This window comes from Streptomyces barkulensis, from assembly GCF_002843305.1.
GTDB classification, from domain to species: Bacteria; Actinomycetota; Actinomycetes; order Streptomycetales; family Streptomycetaceae; genus Streptomyces; species Streptomyces barkulensis.
In genome coordinates this window covers 113,277-127,012 of the sequence record NZ_PGSG01000054.1, presented here as the reverse complement: position 1 = coordinate 127,012, position 13,736 = coordinate 113,277, and the positions used below count along the sequence as shown (strand labels likewise).

The 13,736-nt window shown below is 73.8% G+C and carries 11 protein-coding genes and 1 pseudogene; 8 read left to right on the top strand and 4 right to left on the bottom strand.

Annotated elements, in window-relative coordinates; genetic code table 11:
* A partial coding sequence (locus CUT83_RS11715; protein WP_143688532.1) for an RNA-guided endonuclease TnpB family protein occupies window positions 1–473 on the top strand: 473 nt, incomplete at its 5' end.
* Window positions 474–503: 30 nt separating this feature from the next.
* Here CUT83_RS11715 and CUT83_RS11710 read toward each other — a convergent pair.
* Window positions 504–1,250: a hypothetical protein gene (locus tag CUT83_RS11710; RefSeq protein WP_101255779.1), complete on the bottom strand. Its 747-nt coding sequence runs from the start codon at window positions 1,248–1,250 to the stop codon at window positions 504–506.
* A gap of 349 nt (window positions 1,251–1,599) precedes the next feature.
* Between CUT83_RS11710 and CUT83_RS11705 the strand changes: the two genes are divergently transcribed.
* The 3 genes from CUT83_RS11705 to CUT83_RS11695 all read left to right on the top strand — a co-directional run bounded on the left by CUT83_RS11705 (window position 1,600) and on the right by CUT83_RS11695 (window position 4,454).
* On the top strand, window positions 1,600–2,274 hold the full coding sequence (locus tag CUT83_RS11705) for a DUF4230 domain-containing protein (RefSeq protein WP_101255778.1): 675 nt from the start codon (window positions 1,600–1,602) through the stop codon (window positions 2,272–2,274).
* 277 nt (window positions 2,275–2,551) lie between these two features.
* On the top strand, window positions 2,552–3,541 hold the full coding sequence (locus CUT83_RS11700; protein ID WP_143688531.1) for an alpha/beta fold hydrolase: 990 nt from the start codon (window positions 2,552–2,554) through the stop codon (window positions 3,539–3,541).
* An 82-nt stretch (window positions 3,542–3,623) separates the two neighbouring features.
* Window positions 3,624–4,454 (top strand): MerR family transcriptional regulator, encoded by an 831-nt coding sequence (locus CUT83_RS11695; RefSeq protein WP_101255777.1) that lies wholly within the window; start codon window positions 3,624–3,626, stop codon window positions 4,452–4,454.
* 76 nt (window positions 4,455–4,530) lie between these two features.
* Here CUT83_RS11695 and CUT83_RS11690 read toward each other — a convergent pair whose 3' ends face one another.
* Window positions 4,531–5,280, bottom strand: a complete 750-nt coding sequence (locus tag CUT83_RS11690; RefSeq protein WP_101255776.1) for an SDR family oxidoreductase — start codon at window positions 5,278–5,280, stop codon at window positions 4,531–4,533.
* A gap of 161 nt (window positions 5,281–5,441) precedes the next feature.
* Here CUT83_RS11690 and CUT83_RS31585 point away from each other — a divergent pair.
* Window positions 5,442–5,816: pseudogene (locus CUT83_RS31585) on the top strand (STAS domain-containing protein); the annotation flags it as partial.
* Between the two features lie 63 nt (window positions 5,817–5,879).
* Here the strand turns inward: CUT83_RS31585 and CUT83_RS11680 are convergent.
* Entirely contained in the window at window positions 5,880–6,914 is a 1,035-nt protein-coding gene (locus CUT83_RS11680) for a sigma-70 family RNA polymerase sigma factor (protein ID WP_101255774.1), read from the bottom strand.
* 166 nt (window positions 6,915–7,080) lie between these two features.
* Window positions 7,081–8,328, bottom strand: coding sequence for an FUSC family protein (locus CUT83_RS11675; RefSeq protein WP_101255773.1), 1,248 nt, complete (start codon window positions 8,326–8,328; stop codon window positions 7,081–7,083).
* Between the two features lie 342 nt (window positions 8,329–8,670).
* Between CUT83_RS11675 and CUT83_RS11665 the strand changes: the two genes are divergently transcribed.
* The 3 genes from CUT83_RS11665 (at window position 8,671) to CUT83_RS11655 (ending at window position 13,697) form a co-directional block, all read left to right on the top strand.
* Complete coding sequence (locus tag CUT83_RS11665; protein ID WP_101255772.1) at window positions 8,671–10,527, top strand: SpoIIE family protein phosphatase; 1,857 nt, start codon at window positions 8,671–8,673, stop codon at window positions 10,525–10,527.
* Window positions 10,528–10,695: 168 nt separating this feature from the next.
* Window positions 10,696–13,224 (top strand): molybdopterin oxidoreductase family protein, encoded by a 2,529-nt coding sequence (locus CUT83_RS11660; protein ID WP_101255771.1) that lies wholly within the window; start codon window positions 10,696–10,698, stop codon window positions 13,222–13,224.
* Window positions 13,224–13,697, top strand: coding sequence for a hypothetical protein (locus tag CUT83_RS11655; protein ID WP_101255770.1), 474 nt, complete (start codon window positions 13,224–13,226; stop codon window positions 13,695–13,697). The genes CUT83_RS11660 and CUT83_RS11655 overlap by 1 nt, the downstream gene beginning before the upstream one ends.
* Window positions 13,698–13,736 lie beyond the last annotated feature (39 nt).

Genomic DNA, 13,736 nt, shown 5'->3' with positions numbered 1-13,736 from the left:
CTGCCGAGGTCTACGCCCGCATCACCGACCGCAGGCGTGACCACCTGCACAAGCTCACCACTCGGCTCGTTCGTGAAAACCAAACGATCGTGATCGAGGACCTCACCGTCCGGAACATGGTGAAGAACCGGAGCCTGGCCCGCGCCATCAGCGACGCGGCCTGGTCGGAATTCCGGAGCATGCTGGAGTACAAGGCCCAGTGGTACGGCCGCGAGGTGATCGCGATCGACCGATGGTTCCCCTCCTCCAGGCTGTGCTCGACCTGCGGCACCTTGCAGGACAAGATGCCGCTGAACGTCCGCACCTGGACGTGCGACTGCGGGACGGCCCACGACCGGGACGTGAACGCGGCGAAGAACATCCTGGCCGTCGGGCTGACGGCGTCTGTCTGTGGAGCTGGTGTAAGACCTCAACGGAGTACTCCGGGCGGGCAGTCGGCGATGAAGCAGAAAACCCCACGGCGCGAGCCGTAGGAATCCCCCTCCTTCAGGAGGGGGAGGAAGTCAAGGCAGTCCTCCACGGTCGTCGTCCTGCGGCGAGATGACCTGCAGACGTTCCAGCAGGTAGAGGAAGGCGTCCGGCATCGGCGCCGCTCCGCACTCGTGCCGCACCCGGGGCCAGTCGACCTTCTCCCGCAGGGCCCGCGCGATCGGCAGCACGGCGCCGAAGTCGCAGTGGTGCTCGGTGAAGGCGTTCAGCAGGCCGGCGAGCAGGTCGGTCACCGGCAGCACGGGCATGCGGACCGACTCCACGGGCAGCTCCTCGGCCCGTCCCAGCAGTTCGCGGGTCACCGGCTGCCGCGCCAGCTCGAAGATCAGGTCGATGTCCTGGCCCATGCACCGGGCCTTGAGCAGCCAGTCCTCCGGCGGGGTGTACACCTCCAGCCCGGCGTCGCGGAGCGTGGCGGCCACCGCGCCGGCGTCCTCGGGCAGGACGCAGAAGTCGGCGTCGTGCTGGAGGTTCCCCGGGCCGCCGTGGGCGTAGACGGCGACGCTGCCCGCCAGGGCGAAGGGGTGTCCGGCGCCCTTCAGCAGGGAGGCCACCTGTTTGGTGGCCTCCAGAATGGCCTGGGTGAGGTCGGGGGGCAGCTCCTCGAGCCCCGCGTCGGCGTCCAGACGGCCCTGCCCGCCGTCCTGCCCGCCCTCCTGTCCGCCGGGTCCGCCGGGTCCGCCGTCCGGTCCGGTCGCCGGGCGCGGGGCGGCCGGCGCGTTCCGCTCGGCCGGTGCCGCCTCGCCCGGATGCTCGGTCACAGTCACTCCGCTCTCCAGGTCGTCTCGTCGTTCCCCGCCGGGTGCCGGCCTCCTCGGCCGTACGGCCGAGGAGGCCGGGGGCGTCCACGAGAGCACCGGTACCCGCCGTCGTCCGATCGATACCGGCCGATACCGGCCGATACCGGGCGCCCCGGCGCGGGCGGACGGACGGGGCGGGCGTTCCCGCCGGCGGAACGGAGCGGACGCGCCCGTGGAAGCGCGCCACGGGAAAGGGCGGACGGGGCCGCCCGCTTGTCCGGCGCGGAGTCAAGTCCCTGCCATGCCTGGGGAGTTTCGGGGAACAACCCCACCTGACGGAGTCTCCCGCCGCCGACGGAGGTGCACGCAGATGGCACGCCCCGACAGATCCACGGTCTCCCCGAGATGGATCACCCTGCTCCTCCTGGTGGTCCTCCTGCCGGCCGGAGTGCTGCTGGCCGGGCAGCTCCGCCTCCTGCCGGAACTGAGGAACCCGTTCGCCACCGAGACCGAGGACCGCACCGGTCCCGCGGTGCTGAAGTCCCTCAGGGACATGAGCCGCTACGAGGGCGCCTCCGGCACCTTCCAGGTCGTCGTCGACCTGGACAAGGACGCGAAGTTCCTGCCGGACGCGGTACGCGGCAGCCGGACGCTGTTCGTCGGCACGGGCAGCGTCGGCGCGTACGTGGACCTCGGCGGTCTCGGTGAGGAGGCCGTCACGGTCACCGACGACCGCAGGAGCGCCACGGTGCGGCTGCCGCACGCCCGGCTGGAGAAGCCCGCGCTGGACGTCGAGCGCTCGTACGCCGTGACCAAGGAGCGCGGCCTGCTCGACCGGCTCGGCGACCTCTTCTCCGACAATCCGGGCGACGAGCGGGAGGTTCATCGGCTCGCGGTCGAGCACATCGGCGAGGCCGCGGAGGAGAGCGGGCTGGCGAAGCGGGCCGAGGCGAACACCGAGGACATGCTGGAGAACCTGCTGCGCTCCCTGGGATTCGAGCGGGTCTCGGTGACCTTCGGAGAGGAGGACGGCGGGCGCGGCTGAACGCGGGCGCCGCCGGGCCCCGACCGGTGAACACCGTCCGGCACGGGGTCGGCACGGGGCCGATGCGGGCCGATGCGGGGCCGGCCCGGAAAGCCGTCCGGCCGGGGATGCCTGCTCCGTTCCCTCCGGGGCGCGGTCCCGCTATCGTACCGACCGGCTGGGAGGCGGCTCCCGTACGGCTGGCCCGCCGTACGGCCCGGCGACAGGCGGCGGACCGCCCGACGGCCGCGGAAGCCGACCGCCCCGGCCCCGGCCGGGCCCCGCCGAGGAGGAACACATGCCACGTGCCCTGTCCAACGGGATGGAACTGGAGTACGACACCTTCGGCGACCCGGACGGGCCGGTACTGCTGCTCATCATGGGCCTCGGCACCCAGATGACCGCCTGGCACCCGAACTTCTGCGGGATGCTCGCCGACCGGGGCTTCCACGTCGTCCGCTACGACAACCGCGACTGCGGCCTGTCCACCTTCCTGGACGACTGCCCGCCCCCGGACATCAGAGCCGTCCTGGCGGGCGACACCTCCACAGCCCCCTACCGCATCGCCGACATGGCCCGGGACGCCGCGGGTCTGCTCGACGCCCTGGAGATCGACGCCGCGCACGTCGTCGGAGCCTCGATGGGCGGCATGATCGCCCAGCAGTTCGCGATCGACCACCCCTCGCGGGTGCGCTCGCTGTGCTCGATCATGTCCACCACCGGGGACCGCTCCGTCGGCCGGGGCACCCCCGAGGCGCTGGCCGCGCTGGCGGCACCGCCGCCCCGCGACCGGCGGGAGGCGGGGGAGCGGGGGGTGCGCTCGTTCTCCGTCCTCGGATCGCCCGGCTACCCGACCGCCCCCGAGGAACTGCGCGAGCGCGCCGAGGCCGCCTACGACCGGTCCCCCCGGTCCGACGGCTTCGCGCGCCAGTACGCCGCGATCCTGGCCTCGCCCGATCGTACGCCGCACCTGCGGGCCGTCACCGCTCCGACGCTGGTCGTCCACGGCGCAGACGACTCCCTCATCGACCGCGGCGGCGGCGAGGCGACGGCGGCGGCGATCCCCGGCGCCGAACTCCTGGTGATCCCCGGCATGGGGCACGACCTGCCCGAACAGCTCTGGCCGCTCCTGACCGACGCCATCGCCCGCAACGCCGCCCGCGCGGACGACCGCGTCACCGCCCCCGGCACTCCCGCCTCCTCCGCGACCGCCTCCGCGACCGCCTCCGCGACCGCCTCCGCGGCCTCCCCGGGCCCCGGAGCGGACGGTCCCGGGCTCGGTGGCTGAAGCCGCTCACGCTCCCTCCGGACCACCCGCGCGGTCGGGGCTTGACCCTGACACCGTGTGAGGCCCTGGAGTAGGGAGCGTCATGTTCACCATCGGAGACTTCGCCAGGCACGGCCGTGTGTCGGTCCGCATGCTGCGGCACTACGACGCGATCGGACTGCTGCGCCCCGCCCGGACCGATCCGGTCAGCGGTTACCGCTTCTACGAGGCGGGACAGCTCGCCCGGCTCAACCGCGTCATCGCACTGAAGGACCTCGGCTTCACCCTCGAACAGGTGAGGACGATCCTCGACGAGCGCCCGGGCACCGAGGAACTGCGCGGGATGCTCGGACTGCGGCGGGCGGAGCTGGAGGAGGCGGTGGCGGCCGCCACCGCGCGGCTGGCCCGGGTCGAGGCGAGGCTCCGGACCATCGAGAGCGAGGGACACATGCCCACCGAGGACATCGTGGTCAAGAGCATTCCGCCGGTGCGGGTGGCCGAGCTGACCGGCATCGCCGACAGCTTCGGGCCCGAGCACATCGGGCCGGTCATCCAGCCGCTGTACGAAGAACTGTGCGGCCTGCTGGAGCGGGCCGGAGTGGAGCCGGCCGGACCGGGCATCGCCTGGTACGAGGACGCACCCGGCGGGGGCGGCGCGGTCGTCGTCCACGCCGGCATCACGGTCGTGGCCGGGACCGGGGCCGGGGCGGAGGACGGCTTCGAGACCGTGGACCTGCCCGGCATCGAGCAGGCCGCCACCGTCGTCCACCGCGGCCCCATGGACCGCGTCATGCCCACCGCCCAGGCCCTGGCCCGCTGGATCGACACCAGCGGCCACCGCTCGGCCGGCTACGCGCGGGAGCTGTACCTGGAGTGCCCGCAGGACAGGGAGAAGTGGGTGACCGAGCTCCAGGAGCCGATCACACGGGCCTGACCCCCGTAAGACGCCGGTGCCCGCTCCCGCCCCGCCGCCGGGGCGGGAGCGGACACCGGCCCGCCCCGCGCGCCGGTCAGGGCCAGGAGGTCTCGCTGCGCGGCACCACGACCACCTCGGGCATCACGCTGCCCTCGGGGACCGCCAGCGCGCAGACGACCGCGTCCGCCACGATGTCGGGGCTCTGCAGCTTGGAGGTGTCCGCGTCGGGGAAACGCTCCGTCACGAACGGGGTCTCCATACCCCCCGCGATCACCCCGGTGATCCCGATGCCGACGCAGTCGCGCTGCGCCTCCTTGAAGAGGGTGTGGGTGAAGGCGCGCAGCCCCGACTTGCCGGCCGAGTACGGGCCGGCCTCGGTCCAGGTGCGGTTGGACGCGGTGGACAGGATGTTGACGATGTGTCCGCCGCCGCGTGCGACCATGCGCCGGTAGGTCTCCAGGCACATGTACATCGGTCCCAGCAGGTTGGTGGAGACCACCCGGGTGACCTCCTCGGCGGACAGGTGCTCGATCGGTTTGGAGACGTCCACGGCGGCGTTGTTGACCAGGACGTCCAGGGGCCAGGACGCCTCGTCCAGCCCCCGGAAGGCCGTCCCGACCGCCTCCGGATCGCGGACGTCCACCTCCAGGAAGCGGACGTCCGCGCCCTCCTCCTCGCTGAGCCGGGCGCAGAACTTCTCGCCCTCCTCACGGCGCACGTCCACCACCCGCACGGCGGCCCCGGCCCGTGCGAGACGGCGGGTGATGGACGCGCCCAGACCGCGGGCGCCGCCCGTCACCAGCGCGTTCCTGCCCTCCAGATCCAGCCGTACCGCTCCGCCCACGGTGCTGCCTCCTCACTCGGCCGCTGCGGCCGCTGTGGCGTCCGCGCCGGAGTGCCCCCCGGGCGGAGGCCGAAACGGCCACCGCCCGCCCGGCGGCGGACGGACACCGCCCGTTTCACCCGGACGGAGTACCGCCGGGCGGGGCCGCCGCGCAGGCGGCCGTGCGGTGGGGCGATGAGTTCCGCCCGTCCGGCCGGTCTGCCCCGGTGACCCCGTACGCCCCCCGACGTCCAGGAGGCACGGTCTTGGCGGCTCATGAGGAAGCACGGACACCCGGCCGGAGGGCGGCCTCGCTCGTACTGGCCGCCGACGGCCCGGTCACCCGCGCCGGCATACCGCGGCTGTGCGAGCGGCTGCACCGCGTGCTGAGCCGCTCCCGGACGGACCCGGTCGTCGTGGACGCCGGGGAGTTCTGCGCGGCGGACATGGTCACCGTCGAGGCGCTGGCCCGGATGCAGCTCACCGCCCGCCGCCTGGGCCGCCGGATACGGCTGGGCGAAGCCGACGACGAGCTGCTGCGCCTCATCGCCTGGGCGGGGCTGGACGGGGCGGTGCCCACCGCCGGAGCGGTCCCCGGCGCGGTGCCGTGCCGGGGGCCCTCAGCGGGCGGCGAGGCGCTCGGGCAGCCCGAACAGGGGGAACAGCCGCGCGGTGTCCAGAAAGGCGTTGAGCGCGGTGACCCGGCCGCCGGACACCTCCACGACCTGCAGTGCCCAGGGGGAGAAGCCGCCGTCCGGATCCGGCCGGTACTGCCCGAACGCCTGGCAGCCGTTCGCCGTGACCGGAATCAGGCGTGACCCCCGGCAGCCCGCGCCGTGCCCGGTGAGCCACGCCCGTATGTCGGCATGGCCGCGCAGCCACAGTTCGTAGGGCGGCATCGACAGCGTCGCGTCGTCGTGCAGCACCGCGGTGAGGGCGTCGAGATCGTAGGACTCGAAGGCGCTGACGTAGCGGGCGAGGAGCGCACGCTGCTCCTCGTCCATCGAGTCCGTGCTCCCGCGGGCGGCGATCCCGCCGGCGGTGATCCCGGCGGAGGCGAGCGTGGCGCGAGCGCGCTGGAGAGCGCTGTTGACCGACGCGACCGTGGTACCCAGCAGCTCGGCGGCCTCGCTCGCCCGCCAGGCGAGCACCTCGCGCAGGATCAGCACCGCACGCTGCCGGGGCGGCAGGTGCTGGAGGGCCGCGACGAAGGCCAGCCGGACCGACTCCCGTGTCACGGCCGTCTCGGCCGGATCGCCGCCGGGCAGTATCCGGCCGCTCGGCATCGGCTCCACCCAGGCGGTCTCCGGGAGGGCGGGCCCGGGCGGGTTCTCCGCCCCCGAGGGGGAGGACAGATCCATGGGGCGGGCGCGCCGCCGGCTGCCTCCGAGCATGTCCAGGCACACGTTGGTGGCGATGCGGTACAGCCACGACCGCAGCGAGGAGCGCCCTTCGAAGCGGTCCAGGGCGCGCCAGGCGCGGACCATCGTCTCCTGTACGGCGTCCTCCGCCTCGAAGGCCGACCCCAGCATCCGGTAGCAGTAGCCCGTCAGCTCCACCCGGTGCCGCTCCAGCCGCAACTCCGCACGCTCCGGCTCCGCGGACTCGCGCGTGGCCGCGCCTTTCGTGCTGCCCGCCGTGGCGACGTCACTCATCGGGGCCCCCTGTGACCCTCGTCCTCGTCCGGCCCTCCGCCCGGTGGCAGGGGCACGGCGCACATTTCCGGACCGGCCCGCCGAGGCTTCGGCCGGCCGCTTCCCAGCAAACCACCGGGCACTGACAATCGCGCCCCGGCACGGACCGGGCCCGGACCGGGCGTGCTCAGACCTCCGCCCGCCCGGTGCCGGGACCACGGCGGCGGCGAGGACGGCGGGGCAGCCGGAAACGGCGCTTGAGCTCGTACAGCACCGGGTGCCGGTCCCGTTCCTCACGGGTGTAGCGGTCCAGCTCCTCCGCCAGGCGCGTCGAGCGCTTCTCCACGTCCAGCTCGTCCAGCACCCGGTCGAACTCCGACAGCAGAGCCCCCAGCAGGTGCCACTGGCGCGGATGCTCCTGGACGCGGGCGAGGAGCAGGTGCGCGACCCGCTCGCGCCCCGCGCGCCCGGCCTCCATCTCGGCCGCCAGCCGGTCCTCCGCCTCCTCGGAACTGGCGCTTTCGGCGCTGGTGACCAGGACGGCGAAGCTCTGCACCGCTCCGGCGACGTTGCCGAACAGGTCCTCCACGGCCTCGGCCACCTCGTGCGGGAACAGCGGTTCCTCCTCACGCTCCCTGGCCAGGTCGGTGAGGGTCCGCGACATCGCGCGCATCACGGTGGTGCAGATCTCCAGCGTGTCCAGGCCCGTCCGCAGCACGACCCGGGACAGCAGCGCCTCCTTGACCCGGGGGTTCAGGCGCAGGCTCTCCTCGGCCTGCACGAGTGAGGCGTCGACCTGAGCGATGTCGTTGTCCAGCCGCCGTGCCTCGTGGAGGCGGGCGGCCGCCCGGTGCACCGGGGTGGGAGTGCTCAGCTGCTCGCCCATGCGCAGCAGCAGCAGCCGCATCCGGCCGGCCAGGTCCACCAGCGCCTCCTCGGCGGGCTGCACCCACACCGGAGGCACGAAAAGGAAGTTGAACAGCAGGCCGACCGCGGCGCCGATCAGGGTCTCCAGCACCCGGCTCAGGGCCAGGTCCGTGGCGTGGGAGACCCCCAGCACCAGCATGGCGCTGATCGCCACCTCGGGGATGAAGTCGCCGGCCCGCACCAGATGCCCGACGGCCAGGGAGGTGAGGATGAGCAGGCCCAGACTCCACCAGCTCAGGCCCACCAGGGCGCTGAACCCGACGGCCACCGTGACCCCGGCCACCACGGCGTTGACCCGGGTGATGCCCTTGGTGATCGTGGCGAACAGGGTGACCTGGACGACCAGCAGCGCGGTCAGCGGGGCCAGCAGCGGGGCCCGGGCGTCGGTCAGCCAGAGAGCGGCGGAGTAGGCGAGCGTCGCGGCCGCCGTGGAGCGGAGGGCCTGGACGACCGCCGGCTCCCTGCGCCGCCGCACCAGCTCGATCACGGGTACGGGAACTTCAGGCACACTACCGCCCTTCCCTCCCGGGGAAGATCGATACCGTACGTCCTCCCACCGCCCCACCCGGTCGTCCTCCCACCGCCCCACCCGGTCGTCCTCCCACCGCCCCACCCGGTCGTCCTCCCACCGCCCCACCCGGTCGTCCTCCCACCGCCCCACCCGGCCGGGCGGATCACACCCGTCCGCCAGGAGTGCGGAATGTCTGGGAAGGCGGGAACCGGGTAACCGGCAGTGCCGCGGACCGGGCGTACGCGGGCGCGCGATGCCGGTACGGGCAGGACGGGACGCGGCGGTCGGCCGCGCGAGGAGGCGGTGAAGGGCAGTGGGACCACCAGGGACGGCGGGACGATGAGCGGAGCCGACCGGACAGGGGAGCCCGGTGTCCTGCGTGCGGTCTTCGACGGCCTGGGAGCGGGCATCTACGCCACGGACGCCACGGGCCGCCTGATCGCCGCCAACCCCCGGGCCGAGCGGATGGTGGCGCGGCCCGCGGCGCGGATGCTGGGCCACGACATGCACGACCTGCTGCACCGCGACGCGGACGGGAAGCGGATCCCCCGGGAGAACTGCCGGATGCTCCATGTCCTCGCCGACGGCCGCCCCCGCGAGGGGGGCGACGAGTATCTGCTGAGAGGCGACGGCGCCACCCTCCCGGTCATCTGGTCGGCCGCCCCGCTGGAGCTGCCGGGGGAGCCGCCCGGCCTGGTCCTCGCCTTCCACGACTTCAGCGTGCGCAGCGCCGCGGAGCGGCAGACGGCCGCCTACCTCCAGGCGCTGGAGGCCCTGACCACCCGGCTGACCGTGGTGTCGGAGGTCTCCTCCGTGCTGATCTCCAGCCTGGACGTCCCCCGGGTGCTCCGGAAACTGGGCCGGATGCTGGTGCCGGACCTGGCCGACTGGACGGCGGTGGACGTGCTCACCGGGCAGCCGGACGAGGTACGGCGCATCGCCGTGCACAGCGCCGCGGATCCGGCGGCGGGCGGGGAGCTGGAGGGGCTCCTGCCGCCGCTGGCGGAGTCCGCGGGCGCGGGCCTGGTGCGCGCCCTGCGCGGCGCCGGCACGGTCCTGCTGGAGGCCGGTGACCTCGCACGCGAACCCGACAGCCCCCTCACGGCGGCCCACCGGCGGCTGTTCGACCGGCTCGGCGGGCACAGTGCCGTGGTGGTGCCGCTGCACAGCCGCCGCCGGGTCTTCGGCGCCTTCACCGCGGCGCGTACCGGCGACTCGCCCCCGTACACCGAGGACGAGGTGATGATGCTCGCGGACATCGGCCGCCGGGCCGGGCTGGCCATGGACAACGCCCGCCTCTTCGACCAGCAGAGGCACGTCGCCGAGACCATGCAGCGCCAGCTGCTGACCCCGCTGCCCCAGGTGGACCATCTGCAGATGGCCGCCCGCTACCGGCCCGCCCAGGTGGCGGCCGAGATCGGCGGGGACTGGTACGACGCCTTCCTGCTGGAGGACGGCGTCACCACGATGGTCATCGGGGATGTGGTGGGCCACGACCTCCAGGCCGCCGCCCACATGGCCGAGGTCCGCAACATGCTGCGCGCCCTGGCCTGGGACCGCAGGGAGCCCCCCAGCGTGATCATGCGCCGTCTGGACGAGGCGATGACCAACACCAGCGACGCACCCATGGCCACCGTCGTCTTCGCCCGGATCGAGGGCCGCGAGGGCGGACCCTGGAGGCTGCACTGGGTCAACGCCGGGCACCCCCCGCCGCTGCTGGTCGAGCCCGGCGGCGGCACCCGCTTCCTGGAGGCCGGCCACGGCCCGCTGCTGGGCATGAGCGCGACTTTGAACCTGGGGCTGCGCTGGCCCGACGCCTACGAGGACCTGCCGCCGGAGGCGACGGTGGTGTTCTACACCGACGGCCTGGTGGAGAGCCGCACCAGGTCGATCGACACCGGCATGGAACTGCTGTGCCGCCACGCCTCCGCCCTGGCCCGCCACGATCTGGAGGAGTTCTGCGACGAACTGCTGGAGCGCATGGACCCCCGTGGCGACGACGTCGCCCTGCTGGCCCTGCGGCTGCCGCGGTACGGGGAGGGAGCCCCCGGAGACCGCACCCCGCCGCCGTCGCGCGGCGAACCGGCGCACAGCCCGGCGGACCCCTCCAGGTCGGCCCCGGGGGCCGAGGCGCTGGACGCGGAGGAGGTCTTCACACAGGCGCCCCACGGCGTCGACAGGCCGCCGCTGTCCTGAGGACCGCTGTCCCGGCGATCCCCGGGCCCCGGGCCCCGGCCCCCTCGGCCGTACGCCGACCGCCCGCCCTCCGGAGGGAAGACGCCCCCCGGTGCGCATTTCCGCCGCCACCCGGGGTACCGCGTGGCACGGCACGCACGGCCGGGAGCAGGCAGGGAGAGGAAGCACATGGACCGGATCGCCGACATCTGGGGACCCCGCACACCGCATGCCAGGGGAACGGTGTGGCCCGCCCGGGTCGACCGCCATCTGGACAGGGGGGTGGCGGAGGAGGACGTCGAGCGCTGGGTGCGCTCCGCCTGTGTGCTGTGCAGCAACGGCTGCGGCTGCGAGATCGCCGTCAAGGACGGGCGCATGGTCGGGGTGCGCGGGGTGGCGACCGACGTGGTCAACCACGGGCGGCTGGGCCCCAAGGGCCTGTACGGGAGCTGGTCCTGGGCCAACAGCGCCGACCGGCTCACCCGGCCCCTGGTCCGCGAGAACGGACGTCTGGTCGAGACCGACTGGGAGACCGCGATGGGCCGGATCGCGGAGGTCTCCCGGCGGCTGCTGGACGAGAAGGGCCCGCTGTCCCACGGCTTCTACACCTCCGGCCAGCTCTTCCTGGAGGAGTACTACACCCTGGCCGTGATCGGGAAGGCCGGCCTGGGCACCCCCCACATGGACGGCAACACCCGGCTGTGCACGGCCACCAGCGCCGCCGCCTTCAAGGAGTCCTTCGGCACCGACGGGCAGCCCGGCTCCTACACCGACATCGAGCACTGCGACGCCCTCTTCCTCTTCGGCCACAACATGCCCGAGACCCAGACGGTGCTGTGGGCGCGCGTGCTGGACCGCACCCGCGCCGGCGACCCGCCGAAGGTGGTGTGCGTGGACCCGCGCCGCACCAAGGTCGCCGAGGAGGCCGAGCGCACCGGCGGGGTCCACCTCGCGCCCCGGGTCGGCACCAACATGGCCCTGATGAACGGCCTGACCCGGGAGCTCCTCGCAGGCGGCCGGGTGGACGAGGAGTGGGTGGGGCGCCACACCCTGGGCGTGGAGGAACTGCGCGGGACGGTGGAGCCCTACACGCCCGAGGAGACCGCCCGGATCTGCGGAGTGGACGCCGAGGACGTACGGCGAGCGGCACGGATCTTCGGGGAGAGCGAGCGGGTGCTGTCCACCGTGCTGCAGGGCTTCTACCAGTCGCACCAGGCCACCGCCGCCGCCGTGGCCGTGCACAACCTGCACCTGCTGCGCGGCATGATCGGCCGCCCGGGTGCCGGCGTCCTCCAGATGAACGGCCAGCCCACCGCCCAGAACACCCGAGAGTGCGGCGCCGACGGAGATCTGCCCGGCTTCCGCAACTGGAGCAACCCCGCGCACGTCCGCGAGCTGGCGAAGCTGTGGAACGTCGACGAGATGACGATTCCGCACTGGGCCCCGCCCACCCACGCCATGCAGATCTTCCGCTACGCCGAGCAGGGCTCCGTCGGACTGCTGTGGATCTCGGCCACCAACCCGGTGGTCTCCATGCCCGAGTCGTCCCGCGCCCGGAGGATCCTCGGCGGCGAGAAGTGCTTCACGGTCGTCCAGGACCTCTTCCTCACCGAGACCGCCGAACTGGCCGACGTGGTGCTGCCCGCGGCCGGCTGGGGCGAGAAGACCGGCTGCTACACCAACGCGAGCCGCACCGTGCACCTGTCGGAGAAGGCCGTCGAACCGCCCGGCGAGGCCAGGAGCGACCTGGACATCTTCCTGATGTACGCCGACGCCATGGACTTCCGCGACTCCGACGGCGCCCCGCTGGTCAAGTGGCGCACCCCCGAGGAGGCGTTCGACGCCTGGCGCGAGTGCAGCCGCGGCCGCCCCTGCGACTACAGCGGCCTGTCCTACGGCAAACTGCGCGGCCCCACCGGCATCCCCTGGCCCTGCACCGAGGAGCACCCCGACGGCACCGACCGGCTGTACGCGGACGGCGTGTTCAACACCGATCCCGAGTTCTGCGAGACCTACGGCCACGACCTGCTCACCGGCGGCACGGTGACCCCCGTCGAGTACCGGGCCAAGGCCCCGGCGGGGCGCGCCTTCCTCAAGGGCGCGGCCTATGTGCCGCCCCACGAGGAGCCCGGCGAGGAGTACCCGCTGCTGTACACCACCGGGCGCACCGCCTACCACTTCCACACCCGCACCAAGACCGGCCGCTCCCGCGAGCTGAACCGGGCCGCGCCCGATGCCTGGGCGGAGCTGTCCGCCCCCGACGCGCGGCGGCTGGGGATCGCCGAGGGCGACCGGGTGCGGGTGGAGTCGCCGCGCGGGGCGATCGAGGTACGCGCCCGCATCGGGCATGTGCGGGAGGGCACGGTGTTCGCGCCCTTCCACTACGGCCGCTGGGACCCGGAGGAGGTGTCGTTCGACGGCGCGCCCCGGCAGGCCAACGAACTGACCATGACCATCTGGGACCCGGTGTCCAAGCAGCCGTACTTCAAGACGGCCGCCTGCCGGGTGACCAAGGTCGCCGACGGCGACGGCCCCGCCCCCGCGCCCACCACGACCGCCTCCGGGCCGGCGGACGGTGCCGTACCGCCCACCCGGGGCGGGCCGGAGGCGGACACCGCCGCCGAGCCCGCCCCCACCCCCGACTACCCGGGCGACCCCGCCACCGTCCCCGAGAACCCCGGCCACATCGCCGAGGCCGCCGCCCCAGGGAGGTCCTGATGCCCCGTCTGGCCGTCTACGTCGGTCTGCTCCACCGCAGCGAGCAGACCCTCGCCGAGGCCCTGCGCACCGTGGGGGAGGGGCACGCCGCGGAGGCCGACGTGTACCACGTCTGCGACACCCTGGCGAAGATGAGCGAGGAGCACGTCCGCCGTCTGGAGCCCATCGCCCGCCGCTACGGCGAGCAGGCCGCCGGCGAGGACGTCGAGGAGCCCGAGCGGCTGCACGCCGAAGGGCTCGCCGGGGTCCGCGAGGGCCCCGTCGGACTGCTGCGCGACCTCCAGGACCTGTACGTGCTGGGCACTCTCGTCCAGACGACCTGGACGGCCGTCGCCCAGGCGGCCCAGGGGGCGCGCGACCGCGAGCTGCTGGAACTCGCCCACCGCTGCGAGGGCGAGACGGGCCGTCAGCTGTCCTGGCTCAACACCCGGCTGAAGGCGGCGGCACCCCAGGCGCTGCTGGTCGCCGGCTGACCGGGAGCCGACCGTACCCGTTCCGCCCCGCCCGTCCCG